Source organism: Caballeronia sp. NK8 (assembly GCF_018408855.1).
Lineage (GTDB): Bacteria > Pseudomonadota > Gammaproteobacteria > Burkholderiales > Burkholderiaceae > Caballeronia.
The window spans coordinates 401,961-422,934 of record NZ_AP024327.1; the positions used below are offsets into that span (position 1 = coordinate 401,961).

The following is a 20,974-nucleotide window of genomic DNA, read 5'->3' on the forward strand; positions in this document are numbered from 1 at the left end:
GAACAACGTATGAGCAAGCCCAAAGTCATTGTGACCGTCGCGCCGACCGGCGGCATGGCCACCAAGAAGATGAACCCGAACCTGCCGACGCAGCCGCAGGAAATCGCCGACGACACCTACCGCTGCTACAACGCCGGCGCCAGTGTCGTGGCGATCCACGCGCGCCGGCCCGACGACGAAGCCACGTGCGACCCCGCAATCTACAGCCATATCAACCGCCTGATCCGCGACAAATGCGACATCATCCTGAACAACTCGACGGGTGGCGGGATCAATGGCGACATGGTGCGTGAACTCGACAACGGCCTGTGGGAAATCCAGTGGGAAGAACGTTTGAAGGGCATGCAGGGGGACGGGGTCGAGATGTGCACGCTCGACGCGCAGACCGTGATCGCCAGCTTCGGCGGCAAGGAAATTCTCGTGGCGACGCCGCCGTCGCGAATCAGGCAGATCGCCATGATGATGAAGGAACGCGGCATCAAGCCCGAATGGGAAGTGTTCGGTCTGGCCGATATCGTTCAGGATGTCCAGCGCGCCATCAACGAAGGTCTCGACGATGCGCCGCATTTCATCAACATCGTGATCGGCGCGAATGCGTTTCAGGGCGCGTTGCCTTATACGCCGCGGCTGTTGCAGACGATGGTCGATCACCTGCCGCGCAACACGGTCTTCAACGTCAGCGCCATCGGCGCGGCGCAGTTGCCCGCCGCGATGAACTCGCTTCTGCTCGGCGGACACGTGCGCGTCGGGCTGGAGGACAACCTGTACTACCGGCACGGCGAACTGGCCACCAACGTGCAACTGGTCGAGCGGCTCGTGCGCCTGGTCCGTGAGATGGGCTATGAACCAGCGACGCCGGACGAGGCGCGCGAGATCATCGGATTGCGGCCGTTGCATGCGGGCATCGACGCGGCCTGTCTGGAGGGTTAAATCATGACGAACCACGTCGCCATCGTAGGCGCTGGGGTCATCGGCGCGGGATGGGCAACGCACTTCCTGGCTCGCGGGTTCTCGGTGACGGCTACCGATCCCGGCGCAGGCGCCGAAACGCGCCTGCGCGAATGGATCGACGACGCCTGGCCCGCGATGGAGCGGCTCGGGCTGGCGAACGGCGCCTCGCGCGACAGGCTCACGTTCACGAACGATATCGGCGCGGCCGTGCGCGATGCCGGTTTCATTCAGGAAAGCGGCCCCGAGCGTCTCGATGTCAAACGCGCGCTGATCGCCAGCATCGAAGCGGCGGCGAAAGAAGATGCGATCATCGCGTCATCGTCGTCGGGGTTGTCGATCAGCGAGATGCAGGCGGGCGCGAAACATCCGGAACGCATCGTCCTCGGCCATCCGTTCAATCCGTCGCACATCATTCCCTTGGTCGAGGTCGGTGGCGGGAAACTGACGCGCGCCGAAACCATCGAGAAGGCCATGGCGTTCTATCTCTCGACGGGCAAGAAAGTGATCCGGATCAATACGGAGGTCAAGGGTCATATCGCCAATCGCCTACAGGTAGCGTTATGGCAGGAGGCGATCAGTCTGGTGCAGCGCGGCGTTGCCTCGGTGGAAGATATCGACACGGCCATCGCGTGGGGGCCGGGCCTGCGCTGGGCGTTGCTCGGACCGTTTCTCAACCTTCACGCGTCCGGAGGCTCCGGCGGTATTGCGCATGTGCTGCGGCATCTGGGGCCGGCGCAGCGCGAGTGGTCCAGAGATCTCGGCACGTACCCGGAAACGGACGATTACATCGAATCGATTGCGAGCGGCGTCGAGCAGGAATTGCAGTCGCATGACTTTCCGGAGATGCTTCGCCAGCGCGATCGCTTGCTGATCGAGCTATTGGAAGCAAAGCGCGGTCTTTCGCAGATTCCATGATCGCGCTCGATGCACTTGGATATCCCGCCACGTGACCTATACTGAAAGTGAGCCGCGCGGAAGCCGGCCCCTGATGCAGAAGCGGACGAGAAATCGTTCATGGGGGCGCGGTAGCGGGGCCACGGAAACGCCTGCGTTTAGCGCGGGCGTTTTCTTTTGCGGTGCCCGGAACTGCGCGATATCAACATCGAATAGTGCGACGGACATGAAACGTATTTTGCTTGCGCTGTGTTTCGCGTGCGCGATCAGCGCGTACGCATCGAGCGCCGTTGCCGATGCGATCACGACGTATCGCGGGATCTGCAACGCATCGGCGGGCATCGATCTCGGCGCGGGTTATTTCATCGTCGCCGATGACGAGATCAATTCGCTGGTCATCTACCGCTACGACACGCCGAAGCACGTCGGCAAAGTCGAACTCAACGTCTATCTGAATGGCCCCGATGGCGGCAAGGGCGAAGCGGACCTCGAGGGCGCGGCGAGAATCGGCGACACGATTTACTGGATCGGATCGCACGGGCGCAATGCCGACGATGAACTCAAGCCGAAGCGTCATCGGCTGTTCGCGACGCGCATCGATCTTTCAGGCGCGACGCCCACGGTCGCGATGCCGAACGCCAAACCTTATGGCGGCCTGCTCGAAGCGCTGGCATCGGACAGACGCTTCAGCGTCCTGACCGAGGCGTCCGAAAAAGGCGCGGAAAAGCCGCGAGGACTCAACATCGAAGGATTGGCCGACACGAAGGACGGCGGACTGTATATCGGCTTCAGGAATCCGCTCTCGGACGCGAACCTGTCAGCGCACGTTCTGAAGCTGAAGAACCCCGATGCGGTCATCAACCGAAATGCGGCGCCCGTGTTCGACGATCTCATCCTCCTAGACCTCGGTAAGCGCGGAATTCGCAGCATGGAGCGCGTCGGCGATGAATACTTCATCGTTGCCGGTCCGATCGATGACGGCAAGGCAGGCCGTCCTGAATCGAGATTCGCGATCTATCGATGGACGGGCGAGCGCAATACGCGACCCATGTACTGGAAGGACATCGATCCGCCCGACTTTCATGCGGAGGGACTGTTTGCCATCGCCGGGACGGATCGGCTCTATCTCCTGAGCGACGATGGCGGCAAACGGTCCGTCTGCAAAGCGAAGTCTCACGAAATGTCGGACGATAAGACGTTCCGGGGCATGAGCCTGCGTTACTGAGCCGTATCAGGCCGTCAAGGGAAGGAGACGCTTGACGCGCGCATCGCGCAAGTACAGCGCGCCCCACACCAATGCACCGAGCACCAGGCTGATGATCTGCGGCGGCGACCCGATCTCGCCGAGCCGAAAATGCGTGCATATCGCGCCGCCGAGAAGTCCGGTCAACAGGATCGCGCCCAGCACGGCGGTTCGCGGAATGGCGAAAAGAACCGTGCAGACCAGCACGATCATGCCGAGCGTGGGCGCGAGGTTATCGGGAAATCCGGTCGCGGCGAACGTCGCCTGCATGCTCGATGGAAACGTAAGAATGCTGGCGGCATCGGCAAGTAACGCCAGCACGACCAGTCCGCTGATGATCCGGCCCGCCCAAAGCAAGGTTTTCTGGCTCATTGTCCAATCCTCGAAGATGTTCTGTGAGGGCGACGATAAGCGCGCCGAATGAGGCGAAAATTATTCCCGCGAGACTTCCTGTATATGTATCGAATATCCCGCGAGAACCGTTTCCACCCATGAACGAGTCGATTCAAACGCCATCCACCGGGCTATCGTCGCTCGGCACTTATGTTCACCCGAGCGATGAAAACGCCGGCACATGGATCGTCAGCCACGCGGAGCGGCCGCACGCGTACCGCATCGTGCACCGTCTGCCCGGTGGCGCGGCGCGCGTCGATACGGTCGTCGATCTGGACAATCTCCAGGCGAAGCTGGGCAAGTGGCATCGCGAAGGGTTCGTTCGACAGGCAAGCGAAGAGCCAGCGCCGCGCCCGGAACGTCATCGCTTCATGCAGGCGTTGAGAGCCGCTGCGCGACATGACGAAGCGCGTTCCACATCGCCTGCGAAGACCACGACGATCCGTTCCGTGCACATGCCCGTCGGCGCAGGCGGGTCGCTCGTTCCACCGCTCAATCCAGCCTATCTGTTTTCGGCACGCTCGGAGAACGTGCTTCACGACATCGTCGAGAACAGGCGCATTCTGCTGATCGGACACACGGGCACCGGCAAGACGAGCCTGATCGAGCAGATCGCCGCATGCACGAAACATAGCGTGCTGCGCTCGAACATGAACGGTCAGACGACCATCGGTGACTTCGTCGGATTCTGGACCGTCAAGGGCGGCGAGACGATCTGGGTCGATGGCGTGCTGCCAACCGCGATGCGCGACGGCCTCTGGCTGATCATCGATGAAGTCGACTTCGCCGAGCCCGCGATCCTCGCCGTGCTGACCTCGGTTCTGGAATCCGCGGGCCACCTTCTTCTGAAGGAAAAAGGCAACGAGATCGTGACTCCGCATCCGTCGTTCCGTCTCTTCGCAACAGCCAATGCAGTCGGCGCGATGAGCGCGTTTCGCCACCTCTACCAGGGCGCCAATGTGATGAACGAGGCGTTTCTGGACCGCTGGCGCGTCCATCAGATCGACTATCTGACGCCCGACGATGAAGCGCTCGTGCTCACACGCCTCTTCGGGAATCGCGTGACCGCCGGGATGGCGCGCACGCTTGCCGCGGTCGCAGCCGACTGTCGCGACGCGTTTGCACGCGAAGATTTGTCGAGTGCGTTTTCCACGCGGCGGCTCATCGACTGGACGGAGCTGATGCTGCGCACGGGCGACCCCGAAGCCGCCGCAGGCCCGACGATCTACGCGAAAGTCACAGCTGAAGACGCCGCGTTGATCCGCGACATCATCCAGCATCACATTGCACTCGAAGGCTGACGCGATGAACGACGATGCATCGGAACGCCTCGCCCGACTCGCGCGCACGCTTGCGCATCGGCGCGATCTGCAAGTGAGATTCGCGTCCGATGGACCGGCTTTGCGCGGCGACGTCATCGTGCTGCCGGGCGATCTCGCCGATGCAGCCCGCACGGATGCCGCGACCGGCTATATCGACATGCTTGCCGCGCGTCACCGCTACTGCGATCAGAACGCGCTCGCCGAAGCGGATGCCAGCGCCGGTTTCGTCGCGGAGATTCTGGAGGACCGGCGCGTGTGCGAGCGACTCATCGAGTCTTATCCGGGATCGGTATCGTTTCTCACCGCGATGCGCGCTCAGCGCGAAGCGAACATGCATGCACGCTGGCCCGATCTGTCATGGCGCGATCGTCTGCGCTGGCGCATCGAGCGATTGCTGTGGAACGAACAGGCTGCAGCGATGGAACGCAGCCCAACGCTCGACGCGGCCGCGAATATCGCGTCGGAAGTGCTGCATGAATCGCGCGCGAGCGAATCGACGCGGGACAGCGTGCGCCTTGCATCGAGACTCGTCGAACGCGTGCGCGCGCTCTGGGCGGGCGGCATCAATACGATGATGTTCAACGTCGACAAGGACGACACGCCGAACCTCGAAAGCAGCGCGGATTCGTCGCTGTCGCCGACGAGCGATCCCTTTGCCGAACCGTCCGATGGCGAGGCTGCACCGCCGCCAACGCGACCCGCGCCCATCGGCCGGCCGGTTCGCTCGATCCCGATCACGACCGCCTTCGATCGTGTCACCGACCTGACCGGAAAGGGCGATCCGAACGCCTGGCGCAAGCTGCGCAGCGCAGCTCGCGCGCACACCGAGCCGTTGAAGACGCGCCTCGAACGCGCGCTGAAAGCCGATGAACAGACGCATTGGCGACGCGAACAGGAACGCGGCGAACTCGACCGGCCATCGCTCGCGCGGCTCGCGACATCGCCCGGCTATCGCACGCCGTTTCGCTCGGCGCGCATCCGTCCCGGGCGCGACGCTGCCGTGACGCTGCTCATCGACCGCAGCGGTTCGATGTCGGGCCGCAAGATCGAGCTCGCGCGTCTTTGCGCGGCAGCCATCGGCGATGCGCTCTTGCAGCTCGGCTTCGCGGCGGAAATACTCGGCTACAGTTCGATCGAAGATCCCGCGATGCGTGACTATCACGCGCGCTGGCTCGCCGAACCTCACGCGCCGTATGGCTATAACCGCTTCGTCGAACGGCTCGATTTCGAGATCTACAAGCGCTTCGATTCGGAGAACATGAGCGGCCTCGCGCGCATCGAATGCGGCCACGAAAATCCCGATGGCGAGGCACTGAGCTGGGCTGCGGACCGTCTGCTCGCGCGCCGCGCGCATCGCCGCATCCTGATGGTCTTGCAGGACGGCTATCCGGCCACCGGCGACGGCGATCCCGCGATTCTGCGTTCGGACCTGCGCGCGCGCATTGATGAGCTGAACGGGCGCGGCATCGAGCTGATCGGCGTCGGCATACTCGATGACGCGGTGCAGACGTTCTATCCGACGAGCGTCGTCGTCGAGCAGATTCAGCAATTGCCGACGGCCGCATTCGACGCGCTCGGTCAGACCTTGCTCAGCCGCCGCGAATGGATGACGGCTCGGAGGTGAGCGTTGCGGCCATCTAGCAGGCTCAGACATGACATAGCGCAAGCCTGAGACTTTCTCGCATATCGGTTCGCAGAAGCGAGGCTTGCCTTCCCCGCTTCCGCCTTTCTCAGATCGCGCTATTGCGCAAGCGCGGCTGCCTCGCACATCAAAGCTGCGCAGTAAATTGAAATCCGACCGTCACGCGCGAGGTCGGGACGCCTGACGGTTTGTAGACCGGCGTGCCCGCGAACAGGTCGTAACTAAAACCAGCATACTTCGCTGGAAGACCGCCGCGAACGCCGATCACCGCGCCCACTAGCTGCGCGCCCACGAGATCAGCCGTGTACGGCCCGAACACGCGCCCATAGTCGATTCCCGCATAGAGTGACTGGCCCGTCTTGCCGATCGGCGCCTGCAATTCGTTGCGCCAGTAGAAGCCCTTCTCTCCGGCCAACATCTGCTCGCCGTCGAACCCGCGCACGGTGTAGCGGCTGCCGATGCTCAGGTCGTCGATGTAATACAACGTGTCGTTCGTATATTGACCGTGAAAGGTCGTCACATACCGCAGCGGCTGCGTCGCGACAGCGAACGGCACCGACAGGTTCATGTCGAGCACGGCCATACTGAAATGGTACGTGGGGTCGCCGCCCGGCGTCGGCGCAATGTCCGGATCGAGCGGCAGCCAAGGATCCGGCGTTGCGCCGAACGTGCCGATGCCCCTCCGATAGGCGAGCGCTCCGTCGAACTGCGCATTGCCGAAGTAGTGACGATCGGTCAGGCCCAGTTCGAGGAAGGTGTTGTTGCGGTGCTGGAGCGGGATTTCCGTGTCCTGAATGAAGCTCGCGCCGAAACGCTTCGACAGCTGCACGTAGCCGCCGAACACATCGCTCTGACTGCGGCGCAGCGCGCGCGCCAGCTTGAAACCGCCCGTCTGCGAATTGCCGCTCGACACGAACGTCTCATTAACGGCTGCAATCTGCTGGTAGTAGCTGTTGGTATTGCCGAACAGGGTCGCAGTCCAGTAACCCCACGGCACGGAATACGAGCCATTAAAGCCGTGCGAACCGAGTCCCTTGTCACCAAATTCAAGATCGTGATTTGCGCCGACGGTGAAGATGTCGTTGCGTCCCAGCGGATTGTCGATGCCCAGACTCAAGTTGCCTTGCAGCTTGCCTGTTGCGCGACTGCCCGAGTTGTCGACCGAGGCGACGAGCGACCACGATTTCGCGCGTTTGAGCGATAGGACGACATCACTTTCGCCAGGCACGTCGGTCGGTTCGATCTTCATGTCGACGTCCTGACTCGCGACACGCTTCATCTGCTCCAGACCTTGTTCCAAATCTCGTAGATCGAGCACGTCGCCGGAACTCGTCGGAAAGGCGGTCTTCCATGCGCCCCACGAGAGCGGCTCGGCAAACCGAACGTTGCGAATGACGCCCGGCACGAGCGCGAACTTCAACGTGCCGCCGGACAGATCCTGTTCGGGCAACAGCACGCGCGTCGTGATGTAGCCGTGAGAAAGAATCGCTTGCTGCAATCCCTTGGTCAGCAGGTTCACGCCTGCCTTGCCGACGCATTGGCCCTTGTAGTGGTCGAGCCATTCACGCGCGAAAGCAAACGGGTCGAGCGGCAATGCGGATGCGCCTTTGGCACGAATGGCATCGGGTAGGGTCGAAGGCACATCGAGTGCGAACGTGTCGATGCGAAAGCACGGCGTCTCCGAAGGAAGAGCTGGAAAGCCGTGATCGTCCGGGACGGCCGAACGCACTGTCGGCGCCTGAACGGCCGATTCGCGTTGCTGAGCCTCGCGTTGCTGCTGAATTTGCTGATCCTGAATCGCGTTGGCGCGCGCGGCGGCGGCTTCGTCGGCAGGTGTGGGAGTTTGCTGCGCGCAAACAGCGAGCGACATCAGGGCTGTGAACGGCAGAGCCGCGAGCCTCTTTCTAAGAATCATTTGCTTACGTCTTAATTAGAAGAAAACACACAAGCGTCGGGAGCCAGGAGGATTCCACCCGACCCTAACTCGCTGAGACCTCGCAAGACATCGTCTCCGCTCTATCCGTGGCATAAGCTCGCCGGACGATGGCTCGAACAGGCAGCCTTTTAATTCAGGACAGGGCGTCAGAGTTCACGCCGAACGCGGCAGACGCGTCATCACGTCCGCCTGACGAACGCCGCAGATAACGCGAGGCTGGGATCGTTTCTTCAGGACTTGTCTTGCTCCTCGTCCTTCTCTTCGTAGCTCTTGCGAGCCTTCTTATAAGAGTTGTCGAACGGCTTTAAATGAAGCATGTTGGCTCGCTCTGCATAAGTACCCGTTGCCAGAACAAGCATTCCAACCAAAGCACCAGTGAACATTGCTAAGCCAGACAGAAGGAAGTAAGAGCCTGCGGCGATTACAATACCCGTCGCCCACAACACAATGCGAAACCACGGAGCAAAGTTTCCACCACTAATAATCCTCATTTTTTTCCGTGCGCTCCATTGTTGAACCTGTCACTGACGCTGTTGAACGTAGTGGTGTTCTTGATCCAGCTACCGAGTTCGGTGATGCCCGTTCCCGCTAATGGGTACTTGTTCGCCGCGCCTCCAAGTGTTAGATCGACAATACATCCCGCTACGTAAGCACCCGGGTTTGGACCCGCGATTTGCGCCATGAAATCCGCCGCCCATCCTGCTACGGATGGTCCAAATCAGGACTTGTCCTGCTCTTCGTCCCTCTCTTCGTAGCTCTTGCGTGCCCTCTTATACGGCGTCTCCGTTGGCACGGTCATGGATAACTTCTTCTCATCCGGATGCAACTGCCGGTTGTACACATCAGAATGGCCCGATATCAAGGATTCGTATTTCGTCACCAAAACGGCCCCGTTGTACAGCGACGTCGATTTCGTCGCCTTCGCTAACACGTTCATACATCCAAGCGACTGGAAAGAATTGCAGCAGACGATTCTCAAAATCTACTTCGAGAGCGTTCTTTGCAGGTACGGTGACATATGCCTTCCCCTGCCATTCACGATGTTCGGGCAATATCCATTTACGTGCAACGCGCCCCGTAACTATCACCTTTTTTACTCCTGCGAAAATCAAGACGCGTCGGACGGTCAAGACCACCATAAGGACAATTAGACATTCCGCTGCTAGAACTAACGCGCCTGAAACGGCACTTGGTCCGCCACGGCCAACCAGTTCGAATGTGGTAGCTACGATGTTCATCAGGATTCGCTAACGTTGGTCACTTGTTGCCGGTGTTCTTGTTTGCGGTTTAAACCGCTACTTGAGCCGGGCCGGACAAGGTGTGAATGTTATGGTTCGCGACGTCACCAGCTTTTCACGGCATTATGCTTTGTGCCATCGTACCAATGCCGTAAGAAGTTGCTCCCGTTGCTGCGTTTGCCGACGGGTCGCTTGAAGGACTCACGACTGAGTTTCCGCCGTAGGCCGCAGTCTCATTCAGTAATCCGTTGTATGTCCCAGCCGCTACCTTGGCACCAATCGCGTTTCCAAGGGTATCGAAATGCAATGCGGCCGGTCCCGCCAACCCTGCTACAAAGCCAATCGTGAGTGACTTTGAAGTGTTCGGCGCGTCCCTGCTCAGACCGGTCACGTATGCAAGCGTGTCGCCGCGATGGTCGTATAGCGAGTTAATCGCCCAACCGGTTGCCACAATCGGAGCGACTGATCCGAGTGCGACCATAGCCAACGCACCGCCTGCGGCAACACCGACCTGCGGATGTGCTTCGTGCCCCGGAAGCGCCCGCTGTTCAGGTGACAGCGAACGATCGGCATTGCCATAAAAGAATGGACTGTTGTGCTCGGCAGCCGTGGCCGTGCACATGCTGCCCCCGTACTGGCTAATAAACGCTGTCGCGCATTTGCCGCCGTCAGGCGCTGCTCCCGCGCTCACGGCCGCATCTACCAACCGATATCCGCTTGCCGGTAACATCTGCTGCGCCTGGTCCGCCGTGATGCTCTGTCCCGTCTGATCCTTGTAGAACTCCGCGAACTTGCCGGCGTTGTCCTTCGCCCACTTACGTTCATCCGGATTTAGTTGCCGGTTGCAAATTATCTTTAATTCTTGCACTGCTGAATTGTTAGGGCGTTATAACTCATACTAACTCCGTAGGCTCCCTTTCCTTCATTGAATCCCATGTTCCTGTCAATCTTCGCCACAACACCGTCTTTACAAATCAAATCCTGATTTTCATAACGCTTTTCTTTCCACCCAAGCGATCTTAAAGTGATCGTGTAACTGTCTGCCAAACTTGGAGACCACGATTTCGCATCAATAGTGACGAATATAAAAGCAGATCCATACTTACTATTCTGATCCCTATCGACGATGCGGCCACCATTCTTTAAAACAATCTCCATATCATGCCCCATAAACTGAAGTTGTTTTCCAGTATCGGTTGGATTCTTTTTAAAAGAAAAAAGCAATGCAAATACACCTATCACTGCAAAGACGATCCCCAGGCGTTTATTGATATTTTCTAGCTTAGACATTTCAAGCCTCATCGCTTTGGCTGCATACCCGGAAACACTCCAGCCGGAACACTTGCACCGGTTCCACCACCCCCACCCCAATTAGGTGATCTAGTCAATCCTCCTAATCCCATTCCAAACTCGATGGATGTATCGCCACCTAGCGCGTGATTCGCTCCGATACACACGCCATAAGCACAACCATTTCCACCGAATGATCCACCGTTCAGAAAGTTATCTGTGATTTCCGCCTGTTTCGACTGCAATTGCCCCATAGATGCAGGAATTACACCCAGGGTTATCGATACACCAGCCGAGATAGGAACCGAACCGCCGCCTCCCAAATAATAAATTCCGTTATGCAAATTCAACGCAACACTACCAGACATCCCCAATGCGCTACCACCAACACCTAAATAGTCAAGTTTTCCAGGCTGTTGAGCCAATACATTCGAAGTAAAGGCGTTGCTGTCCGCCTTTGCATCTGGCGATGTGTACTGGAATAAACTGCTGCCCGGCGTCTGCCGCACCATACCGCCAGCGCCAGCCGTCGAGAAGAACGCCCCATTGTAGTTCTGCAATTGTGCTTGTTCGGCCGTATAGCCCGCGCCTTCCTTTTCCAGCCCCGAATACTTCATGTAATCAGCCGTGCTCGGTGAATATTCCGCCGCGCAGTGAACAAGAGCGCAGCCCGCCGCTTCTAGTCGGTGTTCTTTGTCGGGGTCTCCGTTGGCAAGGTTTTTGATGACCTTCTTCTCATCCGGATGCAACTGCCGATTGTAAAGATCAGCATTCGCAGCCGTCATCGCGCCCGAATTGCCACCCGCGACCGCGCCCGCTCCACCAGCAATTACATTCGCAACAATATTGCCCAACGCTCGATCCGCATCCGCATTGCCCGTCGGACTCGATGCAACAATGAAATCACTCAGTTCGTTGAGCTTGCCTGCCGCCGCCGCCGAGATGCCCGCACCCGCAGCCCCGCCCGCGACACTGCCCCCACCGAGACCCGCGACCGCCGCACCGCCCGCAATATGCATCGCGATCCGATACTCCCCTCCTTCGGCCCACTTGTCTGCAGTTGCCTGATCGCCCGACGCTTCGGCCGCCTTCTTCTGCCGATCCGCATAGTTCCCGATCTGCGTGGCCACCGTCTGCGCAACGATCGCCGCCGCCTGCTGCGTGCTCGCCTGCTGATTGAGCAGATTCTGCAAGTCGGGCAGCTTGCTTACCGTCCCGTTCAGATCGCTCGTATCACGATTCAGGCTCGCCAAGTCCTGCTTCTGATTCGCGCCATCCGTGATCGTGATCGTACCCGCACCGATCGCGCTCTTCGTCGTCGCACTCTCATTGCCGCTGTCGTGCTGCGAGATCATCGGCGAGACGCCACCACCGTTGGACACCGCCGTCACACCATTGGCCTTCGCGCTGCTCGACGCACCCATCGACCCGCCCGCGCTGAACCCGCTGCTCTTCGCGTCGTAGTTCGACGCATTCGCGATATCGCTGAAGCTCAACGTGCCCGTCGTGAGGTTGTTTTTCGACGCGTCTGCATCGCTCGAGATATACGCACCTGCCAGATCGGTATTGCCCTTCACATTGATATCGAACCCGCCCGCACCGGCATGAATCCCCGACTGCTCTTCGATGCCCACGTAATCACCGTGCGCGTCACCCTTCTGCTGGCTGTAGCTCGCGCTACCTCCGCCCTGGCTGATGCTGACACCCGCGCTCTGGCTCTCCTGATGCGCCGCGCTATGGCTCGTGTCCTGCACGCTCGCGATGTTCAGATCACCACCAACGAGCGTCGACACCTGCCCGCCATCGACCGTCGCACCCTTGATGTTCGTATCGCCGCCCGACACGATGCTTACACTATTCGCGCCGCTGATGTGCGTGTTGTTCTGCGCCGCCGAATCCGAATTCGCATCGCCATGCGCGCGGCTGCCCGAGGCCGAGATCCCGTATCCCTGCGAGCCATACGACACCCCGATACTGCCGCTCTTCGATTCGTTGTTGCTGCGCGTACTGTCCGTATCCGTCGAATGAATCAGGTTCACCTGATTGTTCGCCGCCAGCACCACATCGCTTGCGTTCACGTTCGAGCCGGCGATCGTCACGTTGCCGCTGCCCGCCGTGCCGCTGCCCTTCGCGATGAACGCCGTCGTGCCGCCCGCCGTGATGTTCGAGCCGTTGTGCTGCGTGCTGTCCTCGCTGAAGGTTGACTTGCTGCTCGATGAGCCGAAGCTCAGTTCGACCTTCCAGTCCGGCGCCTGACCCTGCATCATCGGATTCGCACCGTTGACGAGGCTGCCGCCCGCAGCCAGCGCGTGCAACGCGTCGACGCGCGTGTTGCCCGTGCCATTCTCCGTCGCTCGCGCTTGCTGACCCGCCGTTTGAATGGCATCGATCACCGATGACTTGAATGCGAGCGTGAAGCCCGAACTCTTCGTCTCATGGGTCTCATCGTGATGGCGATCGTCTTGCGACGCTTCGATGACGACTTCCGCCCCCGTACCCGTTACGTTGCCCGCTGCGAGCACGTCCGAGCCCTTGATATGCAGCATGTCGCCCGCCTGCATCGTCACGTTGCCCGTCGTGCTGCCGATCAGACTGCCTTGCGCGGATTTGGCCGCATCGTTGATCGTGTCCGTGGTGTCGTTCGTGCCATACGAAATTCCCACGCCCGCCGTGCCGAGGCCGCTCACCTTCTTTTCGTGGAACTCATTCGAACGGTTCGTATCCTCCGACGTGGTGATCGTCAGGTCATTGCCTGCGACGACGCTTACGTCGTTCGTCCCCGCGACTGTCGAACCCTGGACCGTCACATCATGACCCGCGTTGATGTTCACCGAATCGCCCGACACCGTGCTGCCCGCGCCGATGTTCGCCTGCGTGGTCTGCATGTCGTCCGAGATCGTCTTGCGCAGTGAGCTGCCGCGCTCCGAATGCCGGTACGAGTAATCGTCGTGCTCCTCGCGCGCTTCGTTGAGCGTCACATCGCCCGTTGCAACGATATTCGCCGCGCCCGCATCGGTGCTCAGGCTCGAGCCCGTGAGCGTCACATTACCCTTGTTCTTGTCCGCGCTCAACGCCGCCAGCGTCGCGCTGCCTCCCGCTGTGAAGCTTGTGCCCTGTGTCTGTTCATCGTAGGTATGCGCGATGAACTTGTCCCGATCATCCGTGTTGACGTTATCCAGCTTGTGGCTGTCGGCGACCGTCGTCGCCGTCAGATTGCCGCCCGCCGTGACCGACATATCCTGGCCCGCGCCCACCTGCGCGCCCTTGAAGGTCATGTCGTTGCCCGACTGCATCGCGAGACTGCCACCCGTGCTGATGCCGCTCGTCTGGTTGAGCGTCGTGTTCTCTTCCCAATGGTGATCGGCGTTCTTCGTCACCGATTGCGATGTCGTCGACTGGACGGTATCCGCGAGCATGTCGTGGCCGGCCGTGATCTGCGCATTGCCACCCGCGTTGATGTTCGCGCCGTGTACCGTCAGATCGTGACCGGCAGCGACCACCATGTCGCCCGTCGATTCGATCGTGCCTTGCGCGCCGACCAGCGTCTGCTGAACCCGGCTGTCGCCCACCGCCGATCTCACGCCCACTGCATCGACCAACGTAGTGTTGACGATATCGTGGCCCGCCAGCACCGCCACGCGATTTCCCGAGATACGACCCGAGGCGTTCGTGATGTCGTTGCTCGCCGATATCGCCGTCGTGCCATCGCTGCTGATGTTTCCGCCACGGTTCAGAATGTCCGTGCCGGTGATGACCGTCTGCGTGCCGCCCTTGATCACGCCGCTGTTCGTGACACTGCCCGACGTGTGAATCTCCACGTCGTCCGCCGCGATCAATGCGCCGGTCGGCTGAAGATCATTCGCGTGCGCTTGCGCCAGATACACCACCGGCGCGAGCACGTGCTCCGTCGTTCCATCGGGCAAAGTCACGACCTGTTCCACCAGCCACACGATGTCGCTCGTGAGCGCATTCATTTGCGCAGCCGTCAGCGCCATGCCCGGCGCGAGGTTGAATTCCTTCGCGACGCTCACGCCGTTGCCCATCAACGCGCGATATTCATCCTCGTTGCTCGTAGGGCCTTCCAGATACACGCGGCCCGTAAGCTGCGTGATCTGATTGCGAATGAGTTGCTGCTCGTACAGGCCATCGCCCAGGCGCTTCTCGGTCTTCATCGGATCGAGGTTGAGCGCGCTGAGCATGTAGTCGCTGGAGATGAAGCTCGCGTAGCTCGTCAGGCGCGGATCGGTCGCGATCAGGTACTGCGCGTTCGGTGACCTGTTGTAGCGATACAGGCCGCTCGTCGGCAGGGTGATGTTTAGTGCGCCGGTCGGACCCGCGACCGATTGTGGCGCGTTGACCGTCTGACCATTGCCCGTGGCAGCGCCTGTCGCGGAGCCGCTTGCGCCATTCACCGAGGCGCCGCTCGCGTCTTTCACGCCCGCGCCGCTGCCGCCCGATAAGGACGTCATCGCGGTATTCGCGCCAAGCGTGCCGCCCGTTGCGCCCGTGGCAGAGCTTGCTGCCGCGACATTTACGTTGTTCACGTCGCGCGCGTTGATATCGACCAAGTTGTTGGCGACGATTGTGCCGCCCGTGCCGCCGATGGCCACCGGCGGCAGCACGATGGACGGCTCCGTGATAGTGCCTACGTCACGCGTGATGTCTTCATTCCACGCATACGTCGAGGCGATATCCTGTCGCTGGTATTGATACAACGTCTGGCCAATGTTGTTCACGATCGTGCCGCCAACGTTGCCGCTCGTATCGAGTTCACCGTCTTGCACCGCATTGCCGATGTAGATCGCATCGCCCGCAGCGATCGCGCTGTATGCATTGTTGATCGTGCCGACGTTGGCGAGCGTCATCGTGCCGCCGGCGAGCAGTTGAGCTTGCGGCGCTTGCGAGCCCGTCACCTGATCCTTCTGCGTCGTCGTGGTCGTGTCGCGCGCGATTTCCACGCGCTGCCAGCCGTTGTGTGCATCGCTACGGGTCAGATATTCGGTGGACGGATCATAGTTGATATGCGGATCGTAGGCGTCCCAGTAGTTGACCGTGATCGTGCCGTCGGCGTTTTGCGTGAGCGTGTTGTAGTAGATCGTCGTCGGTTTGCCGGCGATGTTCACCACCAACACGCGATCGACTGCATCAGGTCCGCTCGTGCTCGACACAACATCAGCGTCGCTGAAACTCACGTTCAACGGATTCTTGTAGCCATAGTCCCACAAGGCCTGGTTACAGGCGGAACCGGTGGGGCCGCCGGGGTCGCCTGCACTCGTGCCTCCGTTACATGCAATGTATTTCTTGCGCTTGGTCCCATGAACCGTATCGACATCCGTCGTTACCGTCTCGATCGTCGGCGCGGGGCGCGTGTTCGTCAGCGTATTCGTCGCCACTTCGATATTACCCAGCGCCTCGATCGTCGACTGATCGTTGGTCACCGAATTCGCGCGATTCACGAGCAGGCCATTCGCATCGCGCATGCCGTCGCCCGCGATGTTGATATCGCCAAGGCTGAACAGGTTCGCGCCTTGTTCGTTGCGGATATCGCCTTGCGAATAGACGTTCAGTTCCGAGGCCGCCGCCATCACTGCCGCTGCACCTGTGTTCACCACCGACCGCGTTCCGTCGACCGTCACCACATTGCCGATGATCGTCCCGGTGTTCGTGAGCGTCGCGCTTTGCGTCGCCACCGCATCGCCTTCGATACGGCCTTCGTTGATGATTGCTTCGACGGCATTCACCGTCGTGTTCGCGGAATTGAGGTCCGCGCTCGCCTGATTGTCGACGTTGTTCGCGTTGATCGTCAGTGCGTTCACCGCCGCGAGCGTGCCCTGATTGGTGAAGTTGCCGTTCGTCGAGAACTTCAGATCATGATTGGCCTGAATCTGATTCACGCCGTCGAGCGTGTAATCGCCATTGATGGTCACCGCGCCGTCGTTGCCCGCGATGATGCGGCCATCGCCCGTAAGCGTGTTCGTCGCAAGACTAAGGTTCTGGTCGCTGCCGATCGCGCCGTTCTGGTTCGAGAGCGCGCCGGTCGCAATCGATACGGTCCCGCCGCTGCCTTGATCGTTGCCAATGCGGCCATTGGTGTTATCGACCGAAGCCGTGTTCAGGTTCATCGCACCGTTCGCATGAACGGAGCCGCCCGCGTTCAACAAGGACGCATTAGGCCCGTTGAGCGTCAGCGCGTTCGCGCCGGAGAGCGTGGCGTTGGTGTTGTCCGCGAGTTGCGCGATGGTCAGCGTCAGATCGTGTCCCGCGAGCACCTGCGCGCCGTTGGCGTTCGACAGCACCCGCGCATCGAGAGCCACATCGCCATTGCCGCCAACCGTGCCCGCACCGTTCACGCCGCCGGCATTGCTGTTGACGACCGTGTCGGCGCTGACCGTCATCGCGCCCGTTCCGCTGTTCGCGATGCGTCCGTTCGAATTATCGATCGATGCACCCGACATCGAGAGCGCGGACGTTGCGCCGTCCGCTTCGATCTGACCGCTCGTGTTATCGATGGCGCCCACCGCGCTCACCGACACATCCTCGCCCGCTTGCATGAGACCCGCGCGGTTGGCAAGCGTGCTGCCAGAATTCGCCGCGATCGAACCGCCCGCCACCAGCGTGCCATTCGAATTGTCGATGCTCGCACCCGACACCGACACATCGCCGTTGCCGCCGATCAAACCGTTATCGGTGTTGCTCAATGCGCCACGCGCCGTAAGCGTGGTCGCACCGGTGCCGCCATTGGCGATCGAGCCGTTGTCGTTGGCGATGTCCTGCGCCGTAACGCTCATCACGCCATTGGCCTGCACGGTGCCGCCCGTGTTTTGCAACGCGCCCGCGTCGGTAATCGACACGTTCTGCGCGCCGACATAGCCGCCGTTGCGGTTGTCGAGGGAAGCGACATCGAGAGTAGCGGAAGTCTGCGCGGCGAGCGTGCCGCCCTGATTCGACACTGCGCCGCTCTTCACATCGAGCGCGCCATTGGTGGCGATCGTGCCGCCGTTATTGGAAATCGAATTCGCCTGAACGGACAGCGTGCCGGTTCCCGAACTCGTGATGGTTCCGTTGTCGTTCAGCAGCGCGGCCGGCGTCAGCGACAGATCGGCCGCATTGGTCGTGATCGAGCCCGCCGAATTGTCCAGCGTGCCGATGACGGTGAACGTCGTCGCCCCCGTGCCCGTCTGTGTGATCGTGCCGTTGCGGTTGATCAGGTCGTAAGCGGACAGTGCCAACTGATTGCCCGCGATCGTGCCGGAGTTCGTGAGCGTCGTGCCAGCGGACACCGTCGTCTTGCCGTTCGCCGCGAGCGTGCCGCTATTGAACAAGCTTTGCACCGCACGCGCGATCAGGGTTTGCATCGCGGTGATCGAACCGGCGTTGACGAATTGGCCCGCCTGCACGCTCACATTGCCGTTGCTGGCGATCTGCCCGTTCGCGCCGTTATTGAGTAGCCCACTCGTCGCAAGCGACACACTGCTGCCGTTCAGAACCGTGATGTGCCCGTTCGAGTTGTCCAGGCTCGCGGAGAACGCATTCAACGCACCGCCCGCCTGCATCGTGCCGCCCTGATTCGAAATCGCACCGCTCGCGTTCGCATTCAATGCACCGTTCGTCGCGATCGTTCCGTTCTTGTTGGAGATCGATCCACTGTCGATCGAGAGCGTACCGGTGCCCGAACTCGTGACCTTGCCGTTGTCGTTCACCAACGCGGCAGGCGTGAGCGTCAGATCCGCCGCGTTGGTTGCGATCGATCCGCTGGCGTTATCGAGTGTGCCGGTGACCGCAAGCGTGGTCGCGCCCGTGCCGGTTTGCGTGAGCGTGCCGTTGTGGTTGATGAGGTTCGTTGCGGCGACGTTCAGTTGATCGCCCGTGATCGCGCCATTGCTATTGTCGAGCGTCGCGGATTGGACCGTGACGCGCTGACCTGCGGAAATCGAACCGCCCGCGTCGGTCAGTGTTGTGCCTGCTGTGACGGTCGTGTTGCCGTTTGCGGCGAGCGTACCCGAGTTCGCGAGCGTCTGCGCCGCCGTCGCGACCAGATTCTGCACGGCCGTGATCGATCCGGCATTGATGAGCTGACCGGTCTGCACGGTCACGTCGCCATTACCGCCGATCGCGCCGCCCTGCGCGCTGTTGAGAAGACCAGAGACGGTGAAGCTCAAACCATCCGCATTCAACGACGCGATATGGCCTGCGCTGTTATCCACGCTTGCCGCACGCACAGTCAACGCACCGGCCGACTGCATCGTGCCGCCCTGATTCAGGATCGCATTGACGATGTTCGCCGTCAGCCAGCCGCCCGAGATGATCTGCCCGTTGCGGTTCGACAATGCGCCTGCGGTGATCGATTGCGCGCCGCCGGATTTGAGCGCGCCATTGTCGTTGGTGAGCGTGCTCGCAGCGTTGACACTGATCGCGCCGCCTGCAGTCGTGGTCGCGCCGGACAGATTCAGGTCGCCTGCATTGGCAGCCATTGCGAGGTTGCCGTTGGCCGTGGTCGAACTGCCCGCCAGATTGACCGAAGCACCCGAAATCGTCGCGTTACCGCCTGCCGCATTGCGTCCGTTAGCGCTTAACGCGCCCAAGGCGATCACCGACAGATCACCGCCTTGAGCGACCGAGCCATCCTGATTGATGCCCGCGCCCAGCGTGCCGGTCGAGCTCACGCTTGCCGCATTGACGCTCGTGTTCTGCTGGGCCGCCAGCGTGCCGCTGTTGGTCAACGCCCCCGACGTGGAGACGATCACATCGTGCTGTGCGTAGGTCGTGCCGCCATTGTCTATGCCCTGTGCGCCGCTGGCGCTGATCGAACCTCTCGCCTGAGTCGTTCCGGCGAGCACGAGTTGGCCGTTACTCTTGAGCGTCAGGTCGCCCGCCTGGGCCGCCAATACCCCACGCGTACTGACCCCCACCCCATACTCGTTGCTCGCCAGAAAAATGCGATTGCTATACATCCCGCCCAATTGACTAACGTCAATTGCAACGGATGGCACGGCGCCCGTGCCCGCTATCGGTGTGGTGGCCAGGGTGGCATAATCCACCGCGCTCGGTCCGGCCAGCACGTTCAGGTTGTTGGCATAGATTGCGGCATTGACTTGAATGGCGCGAGCAATCAGGTCGACCTGATCGACGTTGGTCGCATTCAGTCCTGCGCCCTGGACCGTGATGTTGCCCTGTGAGACATTGAAGCCCGTCAAACCGCCGTTGGGTCCATAGTTCGGCGTGCCAGTGGTGAGAACAGCCTTCGACGTATTCAGGAAGCCAGCGCCATCCAAGACGATGCCGTTGGGGTTCGCGACCACTACCTCGGCTTTCTGGCCTGCCACTTCGAGATAGCCGCGCAACTGCGAAGGCGAATTGCTCACAACCTGATTGACGATAATCCGCGCCGAATTACCCGGCGTGAGATTCGGATTACCGGTTATATATCCGCCCTGCTGACTTTGAACGATCGTCGGCGAATTGTTAAGAATTGCGCCTTTTTTAGGTACATCGAACTGGGAGAACGTTCCGACCGATACGCCTGCTGCGCTCGGTCGCGCGATGTTTACCTGATTCAGACCATTTTGAGTTTGAATGACCTGCGCGCCTGAACCCGGCGCAGCAACGATCTGTGCGAACGCGAGCGTCGAAGCCGATCCGAGCAGGAGCATGGCGGCGAACGCGACAGCGCGAAGCGGGAGGATCAGACTGGCGTGCGTAGAAGATGCAAGGAATGCGCGTTGCGCATTACGACCACTACCGCCATGCCCCGTGGCGAAGTCGGCCACTGCGACCATCATTCGGCGTGCTTTGCTGTACACCAGCTTATACAACTTGCTATTCATCGACTTGCTTTCTTATTGTGCTTTAAGGCCGCGAGTCGGACCTCAAAGGCGCTTACCCGCAACGAGCGCGCAATTGTTCCCCTTTTAAATTTTGCGTAACAGTGCGAATTATCTGAATTATCTGGCGCCGTAGTGTTTTGACAACCGTACGGCGCAAGGCCGCTTGACCCGCATCGGTTTCTTCTGAATGGTTCATCGTGCCGCGGTCAGTGCGGCGGCGGCACGAACCGGACTCATGCTT

12 protein-coding genes are annotated in these 20,974 nt (G+C 60.6%); 5 read left to right on the top strand and 7 right to left on the bottom strand.

Going from position 1 to position 20,974, the window contains the following annotated elements:
* Positions 1-9 precede the first annotated feature (9 nt).
* From NK8_RS39535 to NK8_RS39545, 3 genes are all read left to right on the top strand, one after another.
* The gene (locus tag NK8_RS39535; protein WP_213234529.1) at positions 10-930 is read left to right on the top strand and encodes a 3-keto-5-aminohexanoate cleavage protein; all 921 of its coding nucleotides are present in this window, start codon (positions 10-12) and stop codon (positions 928-930) included.
* A 3-nt stretch (positions 931-933) separates the two neighbouring features.
* Positions 934-1,866 carry a 3-hydroxyacyl-CoA dehydrogenase NAD-binding domain-containing protein gene (locus tag NK8_RS39540; RefSeq protein WP_213234106.1) on the top strand — a complete coding sequence of 311 codons (933 nt, stop codon included), beginning with the start codon at positions 934-936 and terminating at the stop codon, positions 1,864-1,866.
* A 205-nt stretch (positions 1,867-2,071) separates the two neighbouring features.
* Positions 2,072-3,070, top strand: a complete 999-nt coding sequence (locus NK8_RS39545) for a DUF3616 domain-containing protein (RefSeq protein WP_213234107.1) — start codon at positions 2,072-2,074, stop codon at positions 3,068-3,070.
* Positions 3,071-3,076: 6 nt separating this feature from the next.
* Here the strand turns inward: NK8_RS39545 and NK8_RS39550 are convergent, their stop codons facing one another.
* Positions 3,077-3,460 carry a DoxX family protein gene (locus tag NK8_RS39550; RefSeq protein WP_213234108.1) on the bottom strand — a complete coding sequence of 128 codons (384 nt, stop codon included), beginning with the start codon at positions 3,458-3,460 and terminating at the stop codon, positions 3,077-3,079.
* A gap of 119 nt (positions 3,461-3,579) precedes the next feature.
* Between NK8_RS39550 and NK8_RS39555 the strand changes: the two genes are divergently transcribed.
* On the top strand, positions 3,580-4,782 hold the full coding sequence (locus tag NK8_RS39555) for an AAA family ATPase (RefSeq protein ID WP_213234109.1): 1,203 nt from the start codon (positions 3,580-3,582) through the stop codon (positions 4,780-4,782).
* A 4-nt stretch (positions 4,783-4,786) separates the two neighbouring features.
* Complete coding sequence (locus NK8_RS39560; RefSeq protein ID WP_213234110.1) at positions 4,787-6,427, top strand: cobalamin biosynthesis protein CobT; 1,641 nt, start codon at positions 4,787-4,789, stop codon at positions 6,425-6,427.
* Positions 6,428-6,572: 145 nt separating this feature from the next.
* On the opposite strand, the gene NK8_RS39565 is transcribed toward NK8_RS39560, so the two are convergent.
* The 6 genes from NK8_RS39565 to NK8_RS39590 all read right to left on the bottom strand — a co-directional run bounded on the left by NK8_RS39565 (position 6,573) and on the right by NK8_RS39590 (position 20,733).
* On the bottom strand, positions 6,573-8,360 hold the full coding sequence (locus NK8_RS39565) for a ShlB/FhaC/HecB family hemolysin secretion/activation protein (protein WP_213234111.1): 1,788 nt from the start codon (positions 8,358-8,360) through the stop codon (positions 6,573-6,575).
* Positions 8,361-8,611: 251 nt separating this feature from the next.
* Positions 8,612-8,872 carry a hypothetical protein gene (locus NK8_RS39570; RefSeq protein WP_213234541.1) on the bottom strand — a complete coding sequence of 87 codons (261 nt, stop codon included), beginning with the start codon at positions 8,870-8,872 and terminating at the stop codon, positions 8,612-8,614.
* Positions 8,873-9,223: 351 nt separating this feature from the next.
* Entirely contained in the window at positions 9,224-9,619 is a 396-nt protein-coding gene (locus NK8_RS39575) for a hypothetical protein (protein WP_213234112.1), read from the bottom strand.
* 115 nt (positions 9,620-9,734) lie between these two features.
* A complete protein-coding gene (locus NK8_RS39580; RefSeq protein WP_213234113.1) occupies positions 9,735-10,487 on the bottom strand; it encodes a hypothetical protein in 753 nt (250 codons plus the stop codon).
* The gene (locus NK8_RS39585) at positions 10,475-10,909 is read right to left on the bottom strand and encodes a hypothetical protein (protein WP_213234114.1); all 435 of its coding nucleotides are present in this window, start codon (positions 10,907-10,909) and stop codon (positions 10,475-10,477) included. The genes NK8_RS39580 and NK8_RS39585 overlap by 13 nt, the downstream gene beginning before the upstream one ends.
* 8 nt (positions 10,910-10,917) lie before the next feature.
* A complete protein-coding gene (locus NK8_RS39590; RefSeq protein WP_213234115.1) occupies positions 10,918-20,733 on the bottom strand; it encodes a hemagglutinin repeat-containing protein in 9,816 nt (3,271 codons plus the stop codon).
* Positions 20,734-20,974 lie beyond the last annotated feature (241 nt).